Here is a 22,176-nt window from a genome sequence, read left to right on the forward strand (position 1 = left end):
TTTTTCACTTCATGGATTAGAAATGCAGAAAAAATATGCCTTTGCGGCACTCTCCTTGTTAACCACCTCGCTAATCAGCGGCTGTGCTACCGAATCTTCCCGTGCTATTCAGGCTCCGCAGGTTCGTGCAGCCAGCCAGCCGGTTTATCAGGGCGTGCGCAGCCCGATTGCGGTAGGTCAGTTCGATAACCGCTCCTCGTACATGAATGGCATCTTCTCTGATGGTGTCGATCGGCTGGGTAATCAGTCGAAAACCATTCTGATTACCCATCTGCAGCAGACCAATCGCTTCAGCGTGCTGGATCGCAGCAATCTGAAAGAGTTGCAGCAGGAGTCAGACTTCAAACGCAGCCAGCAGAATATCAAAGGCGCGAACTACATCATCACCGGTGATATTACCGAGTTTGGCCGCAAAGAAGTGGGCGATCAGCAGCTGTGGGGCATTCTGGGCCGCGGCAAAACCCAGATCGCCTATGCCAAAGTGAATCTCAACGTGGTGGATGTCACTACCTCTGAAGTGGTTTACAGCACCCAGGGTGCAGGCGAGTACCAGCTTTCGGCGCGTGAAGTGATCGGCTTTGGCGGCACCAGCAGCTATGACTCGACGCTGAACGGCAAAGTGATGGATCTGGCGATTCGCGAAGCGGTCGATCATTTAGTGGATGGAATCAACAACGGCGCATGGCGTCCGGCTAAATAAGGAAGCAGTAAATGAAAATGATGACACTGAGCAGCCTGCTGATAGCAGCGGCGCTGCTGGCCGGCTGTGCGCCAAAAGCGCCGAAAACGATCTACTACTGGGGCGACTATCAGGAACAGATTTATAGCTACTATCAGCAAAGCGGCGATCCGCTGAAGCAGATTGATGCGCTGAGTCTGGATGTGGAAAAAGCCCGTGCTGCGGGTCAGCCCGTACCGCCAGGCCTGCATGCGCAGCTCGGCCTGCTCTACGCTAAAACCGGTGATACCAATAAAGCGTTTGGTCAGTTCGCCACCGAGAAGCAGCTGTTCCCCGAATCAGCACCTTACATGGATTTTCTGATGAGTAAAAAACAAGGAGTGGTACAGTGAAAAAATGGATTGCCCTGAGCGGCGCGCTGATGGTGCTGTTGCTGACTGGCTGTGCGCAGCCAAAAAAACCGTACGACTACACTGCGTTTCGTGCCAGCAAGCCTGCCTCGATTCTGGTGCTGCCTGCCGCTAACACCTCGCCGGATATCAACGCCGCTCACAGCCTGAACTCGCTGGTGACGCGTCCGCTGGCCGAAGCCGGTTACTACGTCTTCCCGGTGGCGGTGGTTGAAGAGACCTTTCAGCAGAACGGCCTGACCAGCGCCAGCGACGCCCAGGCGGTCAGCGCGAAACGTCTGAATGAGATCTTCCACGCCGACAGCGCGCTCTATATCTCGATCAGCGACTATGGCAGCAGCTATCGGGTGATCGACAGCGTGACCACCGTGACCGCCAAAGCACGGCTGGTGGATTTACGCAGCGGCAAAGAGATCTGGCAGGGTTCCGCTACCGCTACCGACAATGATCAGGGCAATAATAACAACAACGGCGTGATTGGTATTCTGGTCAGCGCGGCGATCAAGCAGATTTCCGACAACGTCACTGACAAAGCCCATACCGTGGCCGGACTGACCAGCAATCGTCTGCTGTCACAGAACGAGCAGGGCGGATTACTTACCGGCCCTCGCTACAAAGTCGTCAGCACCCGCTGATCAGACTCAAACGGGCGCTCTGGTGCCCGTTATCCCTGCGGCAATTCCAGCTGGCTGTACCCTAATCCATTCATCTTGCGCACTTTAATCTGCACCGGGATACGCTCTTTCATCGCTTCCACGTGGCTGATCACCCCGATGGTTTTGCCGCTGGCGTTCAGCGCGTCGAGGGCATCCAGCGCGGTGTCCAGCGTCTGGGCATCCAGCGTGCCGAACCCCTCATCCAGAAACAGCGATTCGATGCGCGTTTTGTGGCTGACCAGATCCGATAACGCCAGCGCCAGCGCCAGACTGACCAGGAAACTCTCGCCACCTGACAACGTGCGGGTATCGCGCGCCGCGTCGGCCTGCCAGGTATCGACGACATCCAGCTCCAGCAGATCCTGCGCCCGGCGCTGCAGCAGATAACGGCCATGCAGCCGATCGAGCTGACGGTTGGCAAGCGCTACCAGATGATCCAGCGTTAACCCCTGGGCGAAGCGCCGGAATTTATCGCCGCTAGCGGAGCCGATCAGATCGTTGAGCAGGCTCCACTGCGCCAGCACCACACCATCCTGTTCAATCTGCGTCATCAGGCTCTGTTGTCGGGCGCGGAGGCTGGCGTCGCTGTGCAGCTGCTGCTGAATCTGACCCTGCTGGCTGGCGTTGTCGCGCAGGGCCAGCCGTAACTGCTCCAGCTGCTGCGCCAGTGCTTCGGCGGATTCCGGCATCGCATCGGGTTTCGCCTGCTGATGAACGCTGAGCCGCTGCTGCAGATCCGCTAGTCGCGCCTGCTGCTGCTGGCATTGCTGATCGAGTTGCTGCAGTTGCTGACGCAGTTGCAGCGCGGTCTGCTCATCCAGCAGCGCCGCGCGCAGGCTGGTTTCATCGATAAATCCGGCGCTCTCCAGTGCCTGCTGCAGCGTGCTTTCCGCCTCTGCCAGTTTGCCGCTGAGCGTCTGACGCTGATTTTCCAGCCCCGACAGCTCACCCTGCAGGCGACTGACCTCGGCCTGCGCCTGCTGCAGGGCGGTGAGCTGCTGTGCCAGCTGTTCATCAGCGTGCTGAACGCGGGCCTGCAGCTGCTGACGGGCGTTGGCGACATCGCGATCGCCAAACAGCGCCAGACGGGCACGACGCATTTCGCTGAGCTGCGCCTGGCTCTGCTGCTGATGCTGTTGACGGATGGCGAGCTGCTGCTGTTCCTGCTCTGCCTGTTGTTGCAGGGCAGTGAGCTGGGTTTCCCCTTTTAACAGCTTCGGCTGCAGGTTAGCGAGCAACTGATCACTTTCCTGCCAGCGCTGCCAGCGCCGCTGTTGCTCCGCCAGCCACGCATCGCGATCGGCGGCATCGGGCAGGGCAAGATGGTGCGCGCTGAACTGCTGCTCCAGACGGCTCTGCAACTGCTCCCAGGCCTGTTGTTCCTGCTGCTGACGCTGTTGCAGCGCATCCAGCGCCTGTTGCAGGCTGGTCAGCGACTGCTGCGCCAGCTGTTCGGCCTGCTGGTGCTGCTGCCAGGCCTGCAGCTGCTGAAGATGGTGATCTTTCGCAGCCTGGCGCGCCTGCTCAGCGGCTTCCTGAGCCTGTCGCTGCTGCTCAAGCTGACTTTCACGGTCGCTTTGCTGCTGCTGCCACGCGGCTAAGGCCTCGCGATCGGCAAGCGGGAAGGTAAGTGCCAGCTCACCGCTCAGCGCCTGCCATTGCTGCTCAAGCTGATCAAGCTGTTGCTGCATCCCGGCGATTTCATCGCGCAGGGCCTGCTGCTGCACTACTGACTGCTTCAGCTGTTCATTTTTTGCCGTGCCCGCTTCACGCAGTACCTCGGTTTGCTGCTGCAGCGCAGCCCGGCGCTGCTGGTTAGCACTCACTTCAAGTGTGCTGTAGGCCTCAACGGCGGGATGGGTACAGGAGCCGCACAGCGGGCAGGGCTGATCGGCGGTGAGCCGGGCGCGGTAATCGTTGAGGTCGACAATCTGCTGCTCCAGCGCGCAGATTTTTTCGACATCATCCAGCTGCTGTTTTTCGCGTTTCCACGTCTCGCGCAGGCTCTGGAGTTCCGCTTCACTCTGCTGATGCGCTTTTTCCAGCGCGCTCAGCCTTTGCTGGCGCTGGCCCAGCTGCTGGTGCAGCGGCTGCCACTGCGTTGAGAGCAGCAGCAGTTGCTGACGCGCCGGACGGCTGTTCTGCAACTGGCTTAATGCCTGCCGCAGTGCGGCAGGCGGATGCTGCTCCTGAAGCGAAGTGAGTACCTGCTCCGCCTGCGACAGCGCCTGGCGGGCCTGTTGCTCTGACAACTGGCGCGGCAGTGCCTGTTGTGCCTCTTGTTGCTGTTTCGCCTGTTGCGCATCGATCTGTTGCTGCTGCTGTTCGCGCTGTTGTGTCAGTCCCGCCAGCGTTGCCTCACGCTGTGCCAGCAGGGCAAAGTTCTCCTGCCATACCGGCAGCGAAGCACCCCAGTGCGCCAGATCGGCCAGCTGCTCACGTAACTGATGCTGTTCGGTAATCGCCTGCTGCCAGCCCGCGACCTGCTGCTTCTGTTGCGTCAGGCTGGCCTGGGTCTGGTCGGCATGCTGTTGCTGCCGGGCATTTTCCTGCTGCTGCTCTGCAAGCTGCTGCTGCAGCGTCGTGATGTGCTGATCCAGCGGCAGCACCTGTTCCGTCAGCAGGCTCTCCTGCTGCTGCTGTTCCTGCTGCGCCTGCTGGCGGGCGGTCTGAGCGGCCGCATAATTCTGCTGATGATGCTGCTGCTGGTTCTGGGCCTGCTGCTGCGCTGCGGTAAGCTGCTGATAGCGGCTCTCAGCCTGCTGCTGTTCACTGCGCAATGCGTCACGTTGCTGCAGTTTTACCCGCAGCTTTTCAGCCGGTTCGCTGCGAGCCAGCCGCTGGCGGTCGGTTTCAGCCGCCTGTGAGGCGGCCTGCGCCTGCTGTAGCGCCGCTTCAGCCTGCGCACTCTCCTGCTGTAACTGCTGTGCCTGTTGCTGCCACTGCTGCTGTTGCTGCGCCTGCTGATAATCCGCGCTGAGCTGCTGTTCAGCCCTGGTCAGATCGCTGAGCTGCTGTTGCAGCGCGTCGCGGGCGTCGCTATCCAGTAGCGCCATCGCACCCGCCTGGCTGCGCAGCAGATCCAGCTGGGTTTTCGCCTCTTTATGACGCTCGTAGATGGCAGCGGAAATCAGGCCATAGATTTCGGTGCCGGTCAGCTCCTCCAGCAGTTCGGCGCGTTCACTGGCTTTCGCGTTGAGAAAGGCGGCAAACTGGCCCTGTGACAGCATCATTGAGCGGGTGAAGCGTTCGAAATCAAGACCTGACAGGGTTTCGATCAGCTTCAGCTTGTCACCGACCTTATCGGCAACAATGGTGTTGTCGTCACAGCGCGCCAGCTCAACGCGCGGCGCCTGTAGCTTGCCGTCAGCGGTGCCGCGCGCGCGGTTCTGGCTCCAGAAGGCGCGCCAGGCTTCACCTTTGATCTCAAACTCGACCTCAGCCAGACATTCTGCGCAGTCGCGGGTCATCAGCGCATTCTGGCTTTGGGAAATCGCGCCCAGGCGCGGTGTCTGGTGATAGAGCGCCAGGCAGATGGCGTCCAGCAGCGTGGTTTTACCCGCCCCGGTGGCCCCGGTTATCGCAAACAGGCCGTTGCTGGCAAAAGGCTCGGCGCGGAAGTCGATGAACCATTCACCGCGCAGGGCATTGAGGTTTTTAAACCGTAGCGTAAGGATCTTCATTGGGTCTCTTCCATGGCGGCCAGCGTCTGGCGGAACAGGATGATCATCTCGTCGATTTGCGCCGGTTGCAGCTCCTCATCCAGCGCCAGGCGGCGGGCAAAGACCTCTTCCACCTTCAGCTCACTCAGCGTTTCGTTGTCGAACCGCGCCAGGCTCTGCTGCCGCTGTTCACGGCTGCGGCGCAGCAGCAAGACTTCGACCGGCAGCGTAGCGGTCAGGGTTTCGACCTGACGTTGCAGATCGCTGAGGTACTCCTGAGTGGTGACTTCGATATCGAGCCAGGTCGGTTTTTCCTGCTCTGCCGAACTGAAGGCATTTAGCTGTTCCGCTATCTGCGCCAGCGACCCTTTCAGCACCTGCATCGGCTGCGCCTGTGGCACCATCAGCGGCGTGACTGACTGCAGGCCGCTGGCCGCCAGCTCCAGCAGGAAGACGCTTTTTTCAGTCCCCAGCTCATCAAAGCTCAGCGGAATCGGCGAGCCGCTGTAGCGGATATGCTCGCTGCCCGCCACGCGCTGGGCGCGATGAATATGGCCGAGCGCAATATAATCAGCAGCGGGAAACGCGCTGGCGGGAAACGCATCCAGCGTGCCGATATAGATGTCACGCACTGAATCGCTCTGGCTGACGCCAACGGTGGTGAGATGCCCGGTAGCAATGACGGGCAGCGCATAGCCCAGCGCCTGGGCGGCGGCGAAACGCTGCTGATAGTGGTGGGCAATCGCCTCCAGCAGCGAGGTCTGCTTGTCGCGTCCCGACTGACCCGCCCGGCTGCGCAGGATATCGCGCGGGCGCAGATAGGGAATGGCGCACAGCAGGGCACCCGGCTCGCCCTGGCGGGTGTTGAGCAGCAGCACATCATCCTGCGCCTGCGGTGTAGCGATTACCCGCGTGTTGAGGCAGGCCAGCAGTTCGCGTGACTCGTTCAGCGTTGCCACGGAATCGTGGTTACCCGCCAGCACAATCAGCTGACAGCCCGCAGGCTGCAGCGCCACCACGAAGCGGTTAAACATCTCGCGGGCGTAGCTGGGGGGCGTGCCGGTATCAAACAGGTCGCCTGCAATAATCAGCGCATCCACCTGATGCTGTTCAATCTGGATCAACAGCCAGTCGAGAAACGCCTGATGTTCCGCCGCCCGACTTTTGTTGTAGAAGAACTGCCCCAGATGCCAGTCCGCAGTATGAATGATGCGCATGATGAGTCCCTGCCGTTGTGATTCGCCGGGCGATTATACTGGCTCTGCGGCCAAAGCAAAAAAATGTCGCTGCGCTGTCATAAATGATTACCAGTGAGGTTACAGGCAGGTTATGTTTTTCATAAAAGTGTCACAAATCTGACGCATAATGGCGCCGCGAATCTCAGTGACAGCCGTCATAATCAGCAGGAGTAATAATGGCTAAGCGCATTTTGGTTGTGGAGGATGAAGCCCCCATCCGTGAAATGTTGTGTTTTGTTCTGGAGCAGAACGACTATCAGCCAATCGAGGCGGAAGATTATGACAGCGCCGTTGGCAAGCTGATTGAACCCTGGCCCGATCTGATTTTGCTGGACTGGATGTTACCCGGTGGCAGCGGGATTCAGTTTATCAAGCATCTTAAGCGCGAGGCGATGACCCGCGATATCCCGGTGATGATGCTGACCGCGCGCGGCGAAGAGGAAGATCGGGTACGTGGCCTGGAAGTGGGCGCCGATGATTACATTACCAAGCCGTTTTCACCTAAAGAGCTGATGGCGCGGATCAAAGCGGTAATGCGCCGCATTTCGCCGATGGCAGTGGAAGAGGTGATTGAGATGCAGGGGCTGAGTCTGGATCCCTCCTCACATCGCGTGATGTCCGAAACCACGCCGCTGGAGATGGGCCCCACCGAATATAAGTTGCTGCACTTCTTTATGACCCACCCGGAGCGCGTCTACAGCCGCGAACAGCTGCTGAACCACGTCTGGGGCACCAATGTGTATGTGGAAGATCGCACTGTCGATGTTCACATTCGCCGTTTACGTAAAGCGCTGGAAGTCTCCGGCCACGATCGCATGGTACAAACCGTCCGTGGAACAGGGTATCGTTTCTCTGCCCGCTACTAAACGGAGCCTTTACCGTGCTGGAACGCCTCTCCTGGAAGAGATTACTGACAGAACTGCTGCTGGCCTGTCTGCCTGCGGCGCTGCTGGGGCTGCTGTTTGGCGGCCTGCCCTGGTGGCTGCTGCTGAGCGTGGTCATGGTGCTGTTGTGGCATTTCCACAATCTGATGCGGCTGTCGCACTGGCTGTGGCTCGACCGCACCATGACGCCACCGACCGGGCGTGCCAGCTGGGAACCGCTGTTTTATGGGCTTTACCAGATGCAGCTGCGCAACCGGCGGCGGCGGCGTGAACTCGGTAATCTGATTAAGCGTTTTCGCAGCGGGGCCGAATCGCTGCCGGATGCGGTGATCCTGACCACGGAAGAGGGCACTATTTTCTGGTGTAACGGCCTGGCACAGCAGCATCTGGGCCTGCGCTGGCCGGAAGATAATGGCCAGAATATCCTCAATCTGCTGCGTTACCCGGAGTTCTCCCGCTATCTGCGCCAGCGCGATTTTGACAAGCCGCTGACGCTGGTGCTGAACAACAAACTTCACATGGAATTCCGCGTCATGCCCTATAGCGAAGGGCAGTGGCTTCTGGTGGCGCGTGATGTGACGCAGATGCATCAGCTGGAAGGGGCGCGCCGCAACTTCTTTGCCAACGTCAGCCATGAGTTACGCACGCCGCTCACCGTGCTGCAGGGCTATCTGGAGATGATGAATGACTCGGTGATGAGCGAGCCGTCGCGCAGCAAAGCGCTGCACACCATGTCGGAGCAGACGCGCCGCATGGACAGCCTGGTGAAACAGCTGCTGACGCTGTCGCGCATCGAAGCCGCGCCCGCGATCGATCTCAAAGAGAAGGTCGATGTGCCGGTGATGCTGAAGCTGCTGCAGCATGAGGCGGCGACGCTGAGTGGCGGTCGTCACGATATTCATTTCCATACCGATCCCCATCTGAAAGTGTTCGGCAACGACGAACAGCTGCGCAGTGCTATTTCCAATCTGGTGTACAACGCGGTGAATCACACGCCGGAGGGCACGCGGATTGATATCAGCTGGCTGCGTGGCAAGCAGGGCGCGACCTTCCGGGTGTGCGACAACGGGCCGGGTATTGCGTCAGAACATATTCCGCGTCTGACCGAGCGGTTCTACCGGGTTGATAAGGCGCGTTCGCGTGCTACCGGCGGCAGCGGGCTGGGACTGGCGATTGTGAAACATGCGCTGAGCCACCACAACGCGCGGCTCGATATCACCAGCGTGCCACATAAAGAGACTTGTTTTACCTTTACGCTGCCCGCGAGGTTGATTGTGAACAGCGTGATGCAGGAGAATGCCGTTCATTAATCGCTGCCGGATCTCTCTGATGCGCCTCCTTCTTTTATTAATCGTCTCTCTGCTGCCGGGTCTGGCGCTGGCCCAGCCCGGCACGCTCTCCGGCAATCTCAGCAGCGTCGGATCCGACACGCTCGGCTATCTGATGACCCTGTGGGGCGAAGATTTCAGCCGCCAGGCACCGGGCGTCAATGTGCAGGTTCAGGCCTCCGGTTCGTCTACCGCGCCGACCGCGCTGGCGGCGGGTGCCGCACAGCTCGGGCCGATGAGTCGCCCCATGCAGGCTGATGAACGTCAGGCCTTTGAGGCGCGCTACGGCTATCCACCGCTGGCGGTGCCGGTGGCAATGGATGCGCTGGTGGTGGTGGTCAATCAGCGCAATCCGCTGCAGCATATTGAACCGCGCCAGCTCGACGCGATTTTCTCCATTACCCGCCTGTGTGGCGCGCACAGTGTGCCGCTGCGCTGGGGCGATCTTGGTTTAACCGGCGACCAGTGGCGCGAACGGCCGATTCAGCGTTATGGGCGCAACTCCGCCTCCGGCACCTGGGGGTTCTTCAAACAGCAGGTGCTGTGTAAAGGCGATTTCCGCAGTGACGTAGCGGAGTTTCCCGGCTCGGCGGCGGTGGTGCAGGCGGTGGCTGGTAATTCGCGCAGCATCGGCTATGCCAGTTTCGGCTTTCACCTCAGCGGCGTAAAAATGCTGGCGGTGGTGAATGACCAGGGCCAGGCGATTGCTCCGGATGCCGATGCGATCCGCAGCGGCCGCTATCCCTGGGCGCGTCCGCTTTATCTCTATGTCAACAAAGCGCCCGGCAAACCGCTGCCACCGCTGGTAGCCGCGTTTCTGCAGCAGGTGCTTTCCGTGCAGGGACAGCGGCGCGTCAGCGAAGCGGGCTACCTGCCGCTCTCTGACAGCCAGATGGCGCAGGCGCGCGCAGCGCTGCAATAATCTTCCAGCATGAATTTTTTTCATCATTGCTGAATTTTCTTCAGTTGCAGACAGAGGTTACTCGTGTCACTCTGCATTCAGACATATAGCCATCCAGATGGCTATTTATATCAGAATGTAATTATTTCCTGCCGTAATCATTTGCAGGAAGGACAGGAGTGATCATGCAAAGAGAAACCGCCCCGTTCCGCGCCGACACCGTTGGCAGCTTCCTGCGTCCCGCTGCAATTAAGCAGGCACGCGAACAGTTTTCAGCCGGAGAGATTGATGCCGCCGCCCTGCGTCAGGTTGAAGATGCGGCAATCCGCGATGTGGTCGCGAAACAGCGTGAAAATGGCCTGAAAGTGGTGACAGACGGCGAGTTCCGTCGCGGCTGGTGGCACTTCGACTTCTTCTATGGTCTTGACGGCGTTGAGAGCTATGAAGCGGAACAGGGCATCCAGTTTAATGGCGTGCAGACTAAAGCGCATGGCGTGAAAGTGGTGAGCAAACTCGGTTTCCCGGCGGATCACCCGATGCTCGACCATTTCCGCTTCCTGCAGAGTATTGCCGGTGATGCGGTACCGAAGATGACCATTCCCAGCCCCAGCGTGCTGCACTTCCGCGGTGGCCGCAAAGTGATTGATTCGGAAGTCTATCCCGATCTGGCGGACTACTTCGACGATCTGGCGCAGACGTACAAACAGGCGATCAAGGCGTTTTACGACGCGGGCTGCCGCTATCTGCAGCTGGATGACACCGTCTGGGCGTACCTCTGTTCTGAAGATCAGAAGCGCGATATCCGCGCTCGTGGCGATGATCCGGACCAGCTGGCACAGACGTATGCTCAGGTGCTGAATAAAGCGCTGGAAGATAAACCTGCCGATCTGACCGTGGGTCTGCATGTCTGCCGCGGGAATTTCCGCTCAACCTGGATCTCTGAAGGCGGCTATGGCCCGGTGGCCGAAATCCTGTTCGGCAGCGTCAACGTGGATGCATTCTTCCTGGAGTATGACAACGCCCGTTCCGGCGGCTTTGAGCCACTGCGTTACGTTAAGCCGGGCCATCAGCAGGTCGTTCTGGGGCTGATCACCACCAAAGTGGGTGAGCTGGAAGATCCGGCGCAGGTGAAAGCCCGGCTGGAAGAGGCGACGCAGTATGTCAGCCTGGACCAGATCTGCCTCAGCCCGCAGTGCGGCTTTGCCTCTACCGAAGAGGGCAACAGCCTGAGCGAAGCCGAGCAATGGCAGAAGATTCGTTTAGTGGTCGATATCGCTAATCAGGTATGGTAATGCTGTAACGTTGCGCAGACAGGCGCGTAAAACGCGCCTTTTGTGTATCTTCTGGCCCGTTTATGCGGGGTTTTCTCACGCTCTGTCTGTTATTTAAGCACATCATCTTGTGTGCCTGCGGCAAAAATTAACGCTATCCACTGCCTTTTGAAAAAATGGCGGCATAACCTTCTGGTTTTCCGATCCCGTATTGCCTTTCACCGCTATAAACGTTTTACTTAGCGCCGTTGTCGATCCATCCCTCTGTGAACAGAATAAAAGCAGCTTAAATCACCTGCGCTTTACCCTGCGACGAGCATAATGCGCTGACATTGTCAGCCAGATCGCGGTTTGCACGCAGCGAGGGGACAACACTAACCCAACTTCCACCGCAACATCAGTGACAGGCCGTATGACACATCGTTTAACTTCGAAGGACATTCTCGCGCTGGGCTTTATGACATTTGCCCTGTTTGTTGGCGCGGGCAACATCATTTTCCCGCCCATGGTCGGTATTCAGTCTGGCGAACACGTCTGGACAGCCGCCATCGGCTTTCTGATTACCGCTGTTGGTCTGCCCGTTATGACCGTGATCGCCCTGGCCCGCGTCGGCGGCGGCGTGGATGCGCTCAGCACCCCGATTGGCAAGGTCGCTGGCATCGTGCTGGCCACCGTGTGCTATCTGGCTGTCGGGCCGCTGTTTGCTACGCCGCGCACGGCAACCGTCTCGTTTGAGATGGGCATTGCACCGCTGACCGGCGATGGCGCGCTGCCGCTGTTCATCTATAGCCTGATCTACTTCGCGCTGGTGATTGGCGTGTCGCTCTATCCGGGCAAGCTGCTCGACACGGTAGGGCACTTCCTGGCGCCACTAAAAATTATCGCGCTGACCGTGCTGGGCGTGGCTGCACTGGTGTGGCCCGCAGGCGGCACCATTCCGGCGACCGCGGACTATCAGCGTGCGGCGTTCTCCAGCGGTTTCGTTAATGGCTATCTGACCATGGATACGCTGGGCGCGCTGGTGTTCGGCATCGTGATCGTTAACGCCGCCCGTTCACGTGGTGTTGATAATGCCGCGCTGCTGACCCGTTATACCGTGCTGGCAGGACTGATTGCCGGTCTGGGCCTGACGCTGGTCTACCTCTGCCTGTTTAAACTGGGCGCAGGCAGCGGGGCGCTGGTGGATCAAAATGCTAACGGCGCAGCGATTCTGCACGCGTATGTTCAGCATACCTTTGGCAGCATGGGCAGCTTCTTCCTGGCCGCGCTGATCTTCGTCGCCTGTATGGTGACCGCCGTCGGCCTGACCTGTGCCTGTGCGGAATTTTTTGCGCAATACCTGCCGTTGTCGTATAAAACGCTGGTGTTTATTCTGGGTCTGTTCTCGATGGTGGTGTCGAATCTCGGCCTGAGCCACCTGATTCAGATCTCCATCCCGGTACTGACGGCGATCTATCCGCCCTGTATCGTGCTGGTGGTGCTGAGTTTCACCCTTAACTGGTGGAATAAGAGCAGCCGGATTATCGCGCCAGCGATGCTGGTCAGCCTGCTGTTTGGCATTGTTGATGCGATTAAAACCACCGGGTTTAAAGATTTGCTGCCGGCATTCAGTCAGCACCTGCCGCTGGCTGACCAGGGTCTTGCCTGGTTGCCACCGTCACTGGTAATGCTGCTGATTGCCGCTGTTGTGGATCGGGTGAAAGGACCGGAACAGGTGACGGTTCACTCGTAACAGAGCGCACTGATTCTTCTTTAACCACGGGCTTGCCCGTGGTTTTTTCATTTCACAGGTACAGGTTGTTATGCAAGAAACCAACAAGCTCAAACGCGGACTGAGCACGCGCCACATCCGTTTTATGGCGCTGGGATCGGCGATTGGCACCGGGCTGTTTTACGGTTCCGCTGACGCGATAAAAATGGCCGGACCGAGCGTGCTGCTCGCCTACATCATCGGCGGGGCAGTGGCGTATATCATCATGCGCGCGCTGGGTGAGATGTCCGTTAACAATCCTCAGGCCAGCTCTTTCTCCCGCTACGCGCAGGACTATCTTGGGCCGATGGCGGGCTATATCACCGGCTGGACCTACTGTTTTGAAATCCTGATTGTGGCGATAGCGGACGTTACCGCGTTCGGCATCTATATGGGCGTCTGGTTCCCTGAGGTGCCGCACTGGATTTGGGTGCTGAGCGTGGTGCTGATCATCGGTGCCGTCAATCTGATGAGCGTGAAAGTGTTCGGCGAAGTGGAGTTCTGGTTCTCCTTCTTCAAAGTCGCCACCATCATCGTGATGATTCTGGCTGGTTTCGGCATGATTATCTGGGGGATTGGCAACGGCGGTCAGCCGACCGGTATCCATAACCTGTGGACCAACGGCGGCTTCTTCGCCCACGGCGTCGTCGGCATGCTGCTGTCGCTGCAGATGGTAATGTTCGCCTATGGCGGCATCGAAATCATCGGTATCACTGCGGGTGAAGCGAAAGATCCGGAGAAGTCGATTCCGCGCGCGATTAACTCGGTGCCGTGGCGCATTCTGGTGTTCTACGTTGGCACGCTGTTTGTGATTATGTCGATCTACCCGTGGAATCAGGTAGGAACCTCGGGCAGCCCGTTTGTGCTGACCTTCCAGCATCTGGGGATCGCGGCAGCCGCCTCTATCCTCAATTTCGTCGTGCTGACCGCGTCGCTCTCGGCGATTAACAGCGATGTGTTTGGCGTGGGCCGTATGCTGCACGGGATGGCGCAGCAGGGTCATGCGCCGAAAGTCTTTATGAAGGTCTCGTCGCGCGGCATTCCTTGGGTGACGGTGGTGGTGATGATGTTCGCCATGCTGATTGCGGTTTATCTCAACTACCTGATGCCGGAAAAAGTCTTCCTGGTCATCGCCTCGCTGGCGACCTTTGCAACGGTGTGGGTCTGGATCATGATTCTGCTGTCGCAGATTGCCTTCCGTCGCAAAATTGGCAAAGAGGCAGCGAGTAAGCTGCAGTTTGCACTGCCAGGTGGCAGCTGGACGGCTGGCGTCGGCGTGGCGTTCCTCTGCTTTATTATCGGGCTGATTGGTTATTTCCCCGATACCCGCATTTCACTCTATGTTGGCATGGTGTGGATTGTGGTGCTGCTGCTGGGCTATAAGCTGGTGCGTAAACCACGCTAATCTCCTGTTCTGCTCTCCCGATTTATGGGGGAGCAGAACCCGCTGTTTCCCTCATTTATTTCCTCCCATCGCTATTTATTTGTGTGATCTTCGCCACAACGCTGAATTCTTTTATTACGCGTTGAACCACTGTTATCGAAATAAGACTCTGCGCCGGTTTATTACGGCCAATGTATCCCGAAAAGATTATTCAAACGGACAGTGAATATCGCTGAAGATTACAGGCGGGAAAAATTGTTGAAGGGCTTCATGCGCAGGAATGTGCCGCTATATGGGCACTGACCCGCTAAAAAAGCAGAGAGGCGGAAATAAAAAACGGCGAAACCAGTCGCCGAAATACGCAAGAATTACAGGAAAATAGATAATAAAGGGATGATTGACAGGACTATCGTAAATCAAAATGCGTGGCGCTGATAGTCAGGCGAATTAAATAAGAAAAGGTCGGAGTGGCGTTAATTAACAGCGGTTAACATTATTAAGGCCACATTGCGGCTGCGGCCTTAATTTGATTAGCCACAGACTCAGGGCAATATAACCGAAACCGGCAGCACAGCGCTGTTATCCAGGTTTTTACGCAGATGAGTCAGTGTGGATTGATAAGGGCAGAGCAGGCCGACAGCGGTAACTCTGCAGTCGGGCTGATGCCATTCCTGCCGTAATAACGGATGTTTATCATCAATCGGTTGCAGCTGGCGGATGCCATCCAGACTCTGCGCCTGAAAATAGAGCCGCAAAAAACGCTCGCCGCTACGGGTGTCGCGCCAGCGCTCCAGCACCAGACTGCTGCCCGGCGGAATGTTACCGCGAGAATAGCCGGGTAACTGCCAGTTAAAGTCCATCAGGGTGCGCACCATCGCAATGTTGGTGTCATGCGCGACGAGAACCAGCCAGCGGCCCGGCGAGCTGTCGGCAGCGATCGCCTCCAGCATCGTGTTGAGCAGTATCGAGCCACGGCGCTGTGCCAGGTAGAGTACGTCGTTGCTGAGATCGTAGTTGGCGGTCAGCAGCGGCAGCAGGGAGGTGATCTGCGCGGCCGAAGTGATATGCCCCCAGGCGAGCTGATCAAACGGCAGATTTTCGCTGTAGCCCAGTCGCAGCGTCTCCACCATGCTCGCCATCACGCTCAGCCCGTAAACGTAACTATTCCCGTTGCGGGTTTGCCGGAACGTCCAGGGCGCCTCAAACAGGGGACAATCCGTTGCGGGGGGGCAGACGGTGGCTTTCAGCTGCTGAATCGCCGGTTGCAGTTGCTGTTGCAGGTGTGCCAGATCGCCCGCTTTCTGCTGTTTAGCAGCCAGTTCCTGCGCGGGATCGGTCCGGGTGACCGTCAGCTTTTCACCCTGAAACAGGGGATCAACATCGCCCGCGACGTGATGTACGGTTACGCCGCAGCCGGGAAACGCGCCGTCCGTCAGCGCCGCAGCCGTGGCGCGGGTGCGCTGCAGCGGGCTGGCGCGCACGTAGACCTGAGCGGCATCCGGACAGCCCGTGCCCAGCAGGCCAAGCTGGCGATAGTGCTCGCCTTCCCAGCGTCCTTTATTCACTACGGCACTGTAGCCGTGACCCGTCAGCTCGCCATCGGCAGTGGTCCACTGTGTCCAGGGTTGCTGGCTGGCGGCTTCCATCTCTTTACGATTGCCTGGCGTGGGTGGACGTACGCCGTGACGGCTCAGTTCAACCACTTTCTCCAGCTGGTAATCCGCCGCCTGTGTCGCCGGGCTTAACAGCCAGAGAGAACCGAGGATTAGCGCACAGCGGCACAGGGTTGGCAGCGTCATTTACTCTTCCAGTGCGCCGTTGCCGGTCAGCGCTTTAATTTTTGGATACAGAGCCGCATTGGCCAGCAACACCGGGTTACCGTTTTTCAGGCCTTCATTACGCAGATAATCATTGGTAACACCGCCTGCTTCGCGCATAAGAACGATGCCCGGCAGACTATCCCACGGATGCATATGCGCTTCGTAGTAACCAATCAGCCGACCGGCTGCTGCCCAGGCGCTGGTCAGCGCACCCGAACCGATGCGAATAAACATACCACCCTGTTCAATTAAGCCGCTGATCAGGCGTGAGACGCTTTCGCCCGGCGTCCGGCTGGAGTTACTGATGCCAAGTAAACCCTCGTTGAGATGCGTAGCGCCATGAACCTGCAGGCGACTTTCATTCAGCCATGCCCCCTGGCCTGCCCGTGCGTGGAACAGCTCCTGATGATTGGGATCGCAGACTACGCCGATCACCGGTTCCCCTTCGCAGACCACCGCCAGTGAAACGCACCAGTTAGGCAGGCCGTTGACGAAACAGGCGGTGCCATCGATTGGATCGACAACCCAGATAAAGGGCGCACCCTCAACCTCGCCGCCGCTCTCTTCGCCATAGACGATATCCTCAGGAAAACGTTCAGCGATTAAGGTCTTAATTAATGCCTCAACGTTACGATCAGCCTCGCTGACTACGTCCTGCAAATCCCTTTTGTGTTCCACGACCAGTGTCTGACGCTGCTGATACCATGACAGGGCCCGGCTGCCCGCTGCACGGGCGATGTCGCAGGCGTAACGGTAACGCGCGTCTATTTCAGAATGCGAAGCGGATGACATCTTTTCCTCTTATGATTTTTTTGCCATAACGAACGGAAGGCGCGCCTGAACAGGCGGTCTGGCTATGATGTTTACTTCACTATTGTTAAGAAAGGCTTCATTAAGCCGCAGATAAGCAGCAATGGCAAGATGGTGCTGAGCCGGGCTGCTGGCTTTTTTCATCAGGCAAAAGCGCATGTCCGTCAGCCCGGTAGCAGAGGATCGGGTTTTACAGGGTTCTGCTGGTCGCCAGCGCCATTAAACGCGGATAAAAAACAAAAAACAGCGCTTCCAGCTGATCATAATGTTGCGTGAAATCGTGGTAGGAGTCGCGCAGTGCCGCCAGGCGTGGACGGCGGCTGGCCATGCCGTGCAGCACCCGCTCCAGCCGCGCAGGCTGGGCATAATGCTCAAACCAGCGCTCGCGCCACATCACCGCGTTGAGTGCCTGAAATTCAGGAGGCGTGTCGGCCAGCTGCGGCAGGATTTCGCGCTCGGCGGTGGCAGAAAACTGCACCAGCGTCTGGTCGGGCGTAAATTGCTGCCAGTGACGGGCCAGAAAATGGTCCCAGATGACGTCCAGCGTAATGGGGGCGACGCGATAGGTTTCCGCACGGAACAGCTGACGGGCGCTGCGCACTTCCGGCAGCGCATCCGTCATCACATCCAGACGACGATGCATCAGAATGCCGTCTGCGACAGGCGCGGACCAGTGCTGGTGCGGGTTGCCCCGCACAAAGTCGGCCATTAGATTGCCGAGTAAGGAGCTGTCGGCCAGCTTAGCCAGATGGAGATGCGCAAGAAAGTTCATGCCGCATTATAGGCTGAACTGCCTTTGCGCAGCCAGTTGTTCAGAATTGGTCGGTTTTCCGCTAAACTGTGCCGCCTGTTTTTGCCTGAGAAAGAACATTTCAATGCGTGTCGCCGATTTTGCTTTTGAACTGCCCGAATCCCTGATTGCTCACTATCCCCAGGCGCAGCGCAGCGGCTGTCGTCTGCTGTCGCTCGACGGTCCCAGCGGTGCGCTGTCGCACGGTGTTTTCACCGACGTGCTGGATAAGCTGAATCCAGGCGATCTGCTGGTGTTCAACAACACCCGTGTGATTCCGGCGCGCGTCTTTGGCCGTAAAGCCAGCGGCGGCAAAATCGAGATGCTGGTGGAGCGGATGCTCGACGACAAGCGCGTGCTGGCACATGTGCGCGCCTCAAAAGCGCCGAAGCCGGGGGCAGAACTGCTGCTGGGCGAAGATGAGAGTGTGAAAGCGACCATGGTGGCACGCCACGATGCGCTGTTTGAGATCGCGTTTGATGATGAGCGCGCGGTGCTCGATATCCTCAACAGCGTCGGTCACATGCCACTGCCGCCGTATATCGACCGTCCTGATGAAGAGGCGGATCGCGAGCTTTATCAGACGGTTTACAGCGCCCGTCCGGGTGCCGTCGCGGCTCCGACAGCTGGTCTGCACTTCGATGAACCGCTGCTGCAGGCGCTGAAAGAGAAGGGCATCGAGATGGCCTTTGTGACGCTGCATGTCGGTGCAGGCACCTTCCAGCCGGTGCGTGTCGAAACCATCGAAGAGCATCACATGCACGCGGAGTATGCCGAAGTGCCGCAGGAGGTTGTCGACGCGGTGCTGGCCTGTAAAGCGCGTGGCAATAAAGTGGTCGCCGTCGGCACCACCTCTGTCCGTTCGCTGGAGAGCGCCGCCAAAGCAAGTCAGGATGCCCTGATTGCGCCGTTCTTCGACGATACGCAGATTTTCATCTATCCGGGCTATGAGTATCAGGTGATCGATGCGCTGATCACCAACTTCCACCTGCCCGAATCGACTCTGATTATGCTGGTCTCGGCGTTTGCCGGTTATCAGCACACCATGGCGGCGTATCACGCAGCCGTGGCTGAGCAATATCGTTTCTTCAGTTATGGAGATGCGATGTTTATCAGCAAAAATCCGCAGGCGCCGCTGGAAAAAGTGGGCGACTGATTTATTAACCGATAGCCGGAATCGCCTGTTACGTGACGAAGGTTATCTGCATCGGACTGTTTCTCCGATGGAGGCTTTGTGAAATTTGAACTTGATACCACAGATGGGCGCGCACGCCGTGGCCGTCTGATTTTTGATCGCGGCGTGGTGGAAACCCCGGCGTTTATGCCCGTTGGCACCTACGGCACCGTGAAAGGCATGACGCCGGAAGAAGTGCAGGAAACCGGCGCGCAGATCATTCTGGGCAATACTTTCCACCTCTGGCTGCGTCCCGGCCAGGAGATTATGAAACTGCATGGCGATCTGCATGACTTCATGCAGTGGAAAGGGCCGATCCTGACCGACTCCGGCGGTTTCCAGGTCTTCAGTCTGGGCGACATCCGTAAAATCACCGAAGCGGGCGTGCATTTCCGTAACCCGATCAATGGCGACCCGATCTTCCTCGATCCGGAAAAATCGATGGAGATCCAGTACGACCTGGGTTCCGACATCGTGATGATTTTCGATGAATGTACGCCGTACCCGGCGGATTGGGACTACGCCAAACGCTCCATGGAGATGTCACTGCGCTGGGCGCAACGCAGCCGTGACCGTTTCGACAGCCTCGGGAATAAAAATGCCTTATTTGGCATTATTCAGGGCTCGGTTTACGAAGATTTACGAGATGTCTCGGTGAAAGGTCTGGTAGAGATTGGCTTTGATGGGTACGCTGTGGGCGGCCTGGCGGTGGGTGAGCCTAAGCAGGACATGCACCGTATTCTTGAGCACGTCTGTCCGCAGCTTCCGCAGGATAAACCGCGTTATCTGATGGGTGTCGGCAAGCCAGAAGATCTGGTTGAAGGCGTCCGTCGCGGCGTTGATATGTTTGACTGCGTGATGCCAACCCGTAATGCGCGAAATGGTCACCTGTTTGTCACCGAAGGTGTGGTGAAGATTCGCAACGCCCGCTACAAAGATGACACTGCGCCGCTGGATGCGGAGTGTGATTGTTACACCTGTCGCAATTATAGCCGTGCCTACTTGTATCATCTCGACCGTTGTAACGAAATACTGGGCGCGCGTCTGAATACTATCCACAATTTGCGCTACTACCAGCGTCTGATGGCAGGTTTACGCCAGGCCATCGAAGAGGGTAAATTAGAGCGCTTTGTAACTGAGTTTTACCAACGGACGGGCAAAGAAGTTCCGCCATTAACGTCTGATAATTCATCAATGAGGGAAATTTAATGAGCTTATTCATTTCTGACGCCGTGGCCGCAGCAGGCGCTCCGTCTCAGGGAAGTCCGTATTCTCTGGTGATCATGCTGGTGGTGTTTGGTCTGATTTTCTATTTCATGATCCTGCGTCCGCAGCAGAAACGTGCGAAAGAGCACAAGAAGCTGATGGATTCCATCTCTAAGGGTGATGAAGTGCTGACCAGCGGTGGCCTCGTAGGCCGCGTAACGAAAGTCTCTGACACGGGCTACGTAGCTATCGCGCTGAATGACACCAATGAAGTCGTCATTAAACGTGATTTCGTCGCCGCCGTGCTGCCGAAAGGCACTATCAAGGCGCTGTAATTCTTTCTTCCCTAAGGGAACTGCCGTGTTAAATCGTTATCCTTTGTGGAAGTACGTAATGCTGGTCGTCGTGATTCTCGTCGGCCTGCTCTATGCGCTTCCCAACCTGTATGGTGAGGATCCGGCCGTTCAAATCACTGGTGCGCGCGGAAGCGCCGCCAGTGAGCAGACGTTGGATCAAATTCAGTCCGCATTAAAACAAGACCATATCCAGAGCAAATCTGTTGCGCTGGAAAATGGTGCGATTACCGCGCGTTTCGCTAATACGGATGTGCAGTTACGCGCCCGTGAAGCGATCATGAAAGCGCTGGGTGAAAACTACGTTGTCGCGCTGAACCTTGCGCCTGCCACGCCGCGCTGGCTGACGATGCTGTCAGCAGAGCCGATGAAACTCGGTCTCGATCTGCGTGGTGGTGTGCACTTCCTGATGGAAGTGGACATGGACACCGCGCTCAGCAAGCTGCAGGAGCAGAATGCTGACACGCTGCGTAGCGACCTGCGCACCAAAAATATCCCCTACACCAACGTCAATAAAATCGCGAACTACGGCGTGGAAATTCGTTTCCGTGACGCTGCCAGCCGCGACGCGGCGATCTCCTGGCTGAGTTCCCGTCATCAGGATCTGGTGATCAACAGCAGCGGCAGCGATGCGCTGCGTGCCACCATGAGCGATGCCCGTCTCAGCGAAGCACGTGAATATGCGGTTCAGCAGAACATTACGATTCTGCGTAACCGTGTAAACCAGCTGGGCGTAGCTGAACCGCTGGTTCAGCGTCAGGGTTCCGATCGTATCGTGGTTGAGCTGCCGGGTATTCAGGATACGGCGCGCGCCAAAGAGATTCTGGGTGCCACCGCGACGCTGGAATTCCGTCTGGTGAACACCAGCGTGGATCCGACTGCGGCGGCCAGTGGCCGTGTACCGGGTGACTCTGAAGTTAAAGACATGCGTGATGGCCAGCCGGTCGTGCTTTACAAGCGGGTGATCCTGACCGGTGACCATATCACCGACTCAACCTCCAGCATGGATGAGTACAACCAGCCACAGGTGAACATTTCACTGGATGGCGCAGGCGGTAACATCATGTCCAACTTCACCAAGGACAATATCGGCAAGCCGATGGCGACCCTGTTTGTGGAGTACAAGGACAGCGGTAAGAAAGATGCCAATGGCCGTTCCATTCTGGTGAAGCAGGAAGAGGTGATTAACGTCGCCAATATCCAGTCTCGCCTGGGGAACAGCTTCCGCATCACCGGTATCAACAACCCGAACGAAGCGCGTCAGCTGTCGCTGCTGCTGCGTGCCGGTGCGTTGATTGCGCCGATCCAGATTGTGGAAGAGCGTACTATCGGGCCGACCATGGGTCAGCAGAACATTACTCAGGGTCTGGAAGCCTGCCTGTGGGGTCTGCTTGCCTCGATCCTGTTTATGGTGGTGTTCTATAAGAAGTTTGGTCTGATTGCGACGAGTGCACTGCTGGTGAACCTGGTGCTGATTGTCGGCATCATGTCCCTGCTGCCGGGCGCGACCCTGACCATGCCGGGTATTGCCGGTATCGTGTTAACGCTGGCGGTGGCAGTCGATGCCAACGTACTGATTAACGAACGTATTAAAGAAGAGCTGCGCAACGGGCGCTCGGTTCAGCAGGCAATTCATGAAGGCTATAAAGGTGCCTTCTCCAGTATTGTCGATGCGAACGTGACCACCCTGATCAAAGTTATCATTCTTTACGCGGTCGGCACCGGTTCGATCAAAGGCTTTGCGATTACCACTGCAATTGGTATCGCGACCTCAATGTTCACCGCGATTATCGGTACCCGTGCCATTGTTAACCTGGTTTACGGTGGCAAACGCATCAACAAGCTGTCTATCTGAGGAGT

19 protein-coding genes are annotated in these 22,176 nt (G+C 57.8%); 13 read left to right on the top strand and 6 right to left on the bottom strand.

Translation table 11 applies throughout. From position 1 onward, the window contains the following. Positions 1-22 precede the first annotated feature (22 nt). The 3 genes from IBT54_RS09560 to IBT54_RS09570 are packed head-to-tail and all read left to right on the top strand — an operon-like array spanning position 23 to position 1,724. Complete coding sequence (locus IBT54_RS09560; RefSeq protein WP_013356955.1) at positions 23-700, top strand: CsgG/HfaB family protein; 678 nt, start codon at positions 23-25, stop codon at positions 698-700. Positions 701-711: 11 nt separating this feature from the next. Next, positions 712-1,071, top strand: a complete 360-nt coding sequence (locus tag IBT54_RS09565) for a DUF4810 domain-containing protein (protein ID WP_201252069.1) — start codon at positions 712-714, stop codon at positions 1,069-1,071. Beyond that, on the top strand, positions 1,068-1,724 hold the full coding sequence (locus IBT54_RS09570) for a DUF799 domain-containing protein (RefSeq protein WP_230299971.1): 657 nt from the start codon (positions 1,068-1,070) through the stop codon (positions 1,722-1,724). Before IBT54_RS09565 ends, IBT54_RS09570 begins: the two co-directional genes overlap by 4 nt. A 29-nt stretch (positions 1,725-1,753) precedes the next feature. Here the strand turns inward: IBT54_RS09570 and IBT54_RS09575 are convergent, their stop codons facing one another. Next, positions 1,754-5,428 carry an AAA family ATPase gene (locus IBT54_RS09575; RefSeq protein ID WP_201252070.1) on the bottom strand — a complete coding sequence of 1,225 codons (3,675 nt, stop codon included), beginning with the start codon at positions 5,426-5,428 and terminating at the stop codon, positions 1,754-1,756. After that, entirely contained in the window at positions 5,425-6,624 is a 1,200-nt protein-coding gene (sbcD, locus tag IBT54_RS09580; protein ID WP_201252071.1) for an exonuclease subunit SbcD, read from the bottom strand. Before sbcD ends, IBT54_RS09575 begins: the two co-directional genes overlap by 4 nt. A gap of 197 nt (positions 6,625-6,821) precedes the next feature. Between sbcD and phoB the strand changes: the two genes are divergently transcribed. The 6 genes from phoB (at position 6,822) to proY (ending at position 14,184) form a co-directional block, all read left to right on the top strand. After that, positions 6,822-7,511: a phosphate response regulator transcription factor PhoB gene (gene phoB / locus IBT54_RS09585; protein ID WP_003852491.1), complete on the top strand. Its 690-nt coding sequence runs from the start codon at positions 6,822-6,824 to the stop codon at positions 7,509-7,511. Positions 7,512-7,525: 14 nt separating this feature from the next. After that, on the top strand, positions 7,526-8,839 hold the full coding sequence (gene phoR / locus IBT54_RS09590; protein WP_095707620.1) for a phosphate regulon sensor histidine kinase PhoR: 1,314 nt from the start codon (positions 7,526-7,528) through the stop codon (positions 8,837-8,839). Between the two features lie 19 nt (positions 8,840-8,858). Beyond that, complete coding sequence (locus IBT54_RS09595) at positions 8,859-9,779, top strand: PstS family phosphate ABC transporter substrate-binding protein (protein WP_061063675.1); 921 nt, start codon at positions 8,859-8,861, stop codon at positions 9,777-9,779. Between the two features lie 164 nt (positions 9,780-9,943). Then, on the top strand, positions 9,944-11,050 hold the full coding sequence (locus tag IBT54_RS09600; RefSeq protein ID WP_013356962.1) for a cobalamin-independent methionine synthase II family protein: 1,107 nt from the start codon (positions 9,944-9,946) through the stop codon (positions 11,048-11,050). Between the two features lie 391 nt (positions 11,051-11,441). Continuing rightward, positions 11,442-12,761, top strand: coding sequence for a branched-chain amino acid transporter carrier protein BrnQ (brnQ, locus tag IBT54_RS09605; protein ID WP_013356963.1), 1,320 nt, complete (start codon positions 11,442-11,444; stop codon positions 12,759-12,761). A gap of 70 nt (positions 12,762-12,831) precedes the next feature. Beyond that, complete coding sequence (proY, locus tag IBT54_RS09610; RefSeq protein ID WP_033731734.1) at positions 12,832-14,184, top strand: proline-specific permease ProY; 1,353 nt, start codon at positions 12,832-12,834, stop codon at positions 14,182-14,184. A gap of 521 nt (positions 14,185-14,705) precedes the next feature. Here the strand turns inward: proY and IBT54_RS09615 are convergent. The 4 genes from IBT54_RS09615 to IBT54_RS09630 are packed head-to-tail and all read right to left on the bottom strand — an operon-like array spanning position 14,706 to position 17,565. Then, a complete protein-coding gene (locus IBT54_RS09615) occupies positions 14,706-15,962 on the bottom strand; it encodes a histidine-type phosphatase (RefSeq protein ID WP_201252072.1) in 1,257 nt (418 codons plus the stop codon). Continuing rightward, positions 15,963-16,775: an inositol monophosphatase gene (locus IBT54_RS09620; RefSeq protein ID WP_201252073.1), complete on the bottom strand. Its 813-nt coding sequence runs from the start codon at positions 16,773-16,775 to the stop codon at positions 15,963-15,965. Between the two features lie 9 nt (positions 16,776-16,784). Then, positions 16,785-16,937 (bottom strand): hypothetical protein, encoded by a 153-nt coding sequence (locus IBT54_RS09625; protein ID WP_158307093.1) that lies wholly within the window; start codon positions 16,935-16,937, stop codon positions 16,785-16,787. Between the two features lie 46 nt (positions 16,938-16,983). Then, the gene (locus IBT54_RS09630) at positions 16,984-17,565 is read right to left on the bottom strand and encodes an ACP phosphodiesterase (protein WP_033731737.1); all 582 of its coding nucleotides are present in this window, start codon (positions 17,563-17,565) and stop codon (positions 16,984-16,986) included. Positions 17,566-17,668: 103 nt separating this feature from the next. On the opposite strand from IBT54_RS09630, the gene queA reads away from it, so the two are divergent. From queA to secD, 4 genes are all read left to right on the top strand, one after another. Further along, entirely contained in the window at positions 17,669-18,739 is a 1,071-nt protein-coding gene (gene queA / locus IBT54_RS09635) for a tRNA preQ1(34) S-adenosylmethionine ribosyltransferase-isomerase QueA (RefSeq protein WP_041456669.1), read from the top strand. Between the two features lie 78 nt (positions 18,740-18,817). Further along, a complete protein-coding gene (tgt, locus tag IBT54_RS09640; RefSeq protein WP_013356969.1) occupies positions 18,818-19,966 on the top strand; it encodes a tRNA guanosine(34) transglycosylase Tgt in 1,149 nt (382 codons plus the stop codon). Then, positions 19,966-20,298 (top strand): preprotein translocase subunit YajC, encoded by a 333-nt coding sequence (yajC, locus tag IBT54_RS09645; RefSeq protein ID WP_009091760.1) that lies wholly within the window; start codon positions 19,966-19,968, stop codon positions 20,296-20,298. Before tgt ends, yajC begins: the two co-directional genes overlap by 1 nt. Before the next feature lie 25 nt (positions 20,299-20,323). Further along, positions 20,324-22,171 (top strand): protein translocase subunit SecD, encoded by a 1,848-nt coding sequence (secD, locus tag IBT54_RS09650; protein ID WP_201252074.1) that lies wholly within the window; start codon positions 20,324-20,326, stop codon positions 22,169-22,171. Positions 22,172-22,176: the final 5 nt, after the last annotated feature.

It is taken from the genome of Pantoea sp. S62, from assembly GCF_016658625.1.
In the GTDB taxonomy this organism is placed as follows: Bacteria; Pseudomonadota; Gammaproteobacteria; order Enterobacterales; family Enterobacteriaceae; genus Pantoea; species Pantoea vagans.

Bases quoted from the DNA above. Each gene is read 5' to 3' on its own strand.
- sbcD (WP_201252071.1), bottom strand. From the start codon at position 6,624: ATGCGCATCATTCATACTGCGGACTGGCATCTGGGGCAGTTCTTCTAC.
- IBT54_RS09620 (WP_201252073.1), bottom strand. From the start codon at position 16,775: ATGTCATCCGCTTCGCATTCTGAAATAGACGCGCGTTACCGTTACGCC.
- brnQ (WP_013356963.1), top strand. From the start codon at position 11,442: ATGACACATCGTTTAACTTCGAAGGACATTCTCGCGCTGGGCTTTATG.
- IBT54_RS09565 (WP_201252069.1), top strand. From the start codon at position 712: ATGAAAATGATGACACTGAGCAGCCTGCTGATAGCAGCGGCGCTGCTG.
- queA (WP_041456669.1), top strand. From the start codon at position 17,669: ATGCGTGTCGCCGATTTTGCTTTTGAACTGCCCGAATCCCTGATTGCT.
- IBT54_RS09595 (WP_061063675.1), top strand. From the start codon at position 8,859: ATGCGCCTCCTTCTTTTATTAATCGTCTCTCTGCTGCCGGGTCTGGCG.
- proY (WP_033731734.1), top strand. From the start codon at position 12,832: ATGCAAGAAACCAACAAGCTCAAACGCGGACTGAGCACGCGCCACATC.
- IBT54_RS09575 (WP_201252070.1), bottom strand. From the start codon at position 5,428: ATGAAGATCCTTACGCTACGGTTTAAAAACCTCAATGCCCTGCGCGGT.
- IBT54_RS09625 (WP_158307093.1), bottom strand. From the start codon at position 16,937: ATGAAAAAAGCCAGCAGCCCGGCTCAGCACCATCTTGCCATTGCTGCT.
- IBT54_RS09630 (WP_033731737.1), bottom strand. From the start codon at position 17,565: ATGAACTTTCTTGCGCATCTCCATCTGGCTAAGCTGGCCGACAGCTCC.
- yajC (WP_009091760.1), top strand. From the start codon at position 19,966: ATGAGCTTATTCATTTCTGACGCCGTGGCCGCAGCAGGCGCTCCGTCT.
- IBT54_RS09600 (WP_013356962.1), top strand. From the start codon at position 9,944: ATGCAAAGAGAAACCGCCCCGTTCCGCGCCGACACCGTTGGCAGCTTC.
- IBT54_RS09560 (WP_013356955.1), top strand. From the start codon at position 23: ATGCAGAAAAAATATGCCTTTGCGGCACTCTCCTTGTTAACCACCTCG.
- phoB (WP_003852491.1), top strand. From the start codon at position 6,822: ATGGCTAAGCGCATTTTGGTTGTGGAGGATGAAGCCCCCATCCGTGAA.
- IBT54_RS09615 (WP_201252072.1), bottom strand. From the start codon at position 15,962: ATGACGCTGCCAACCCTGTGCCGCTGTGCGCTAATCCTCGGTTCTCTC.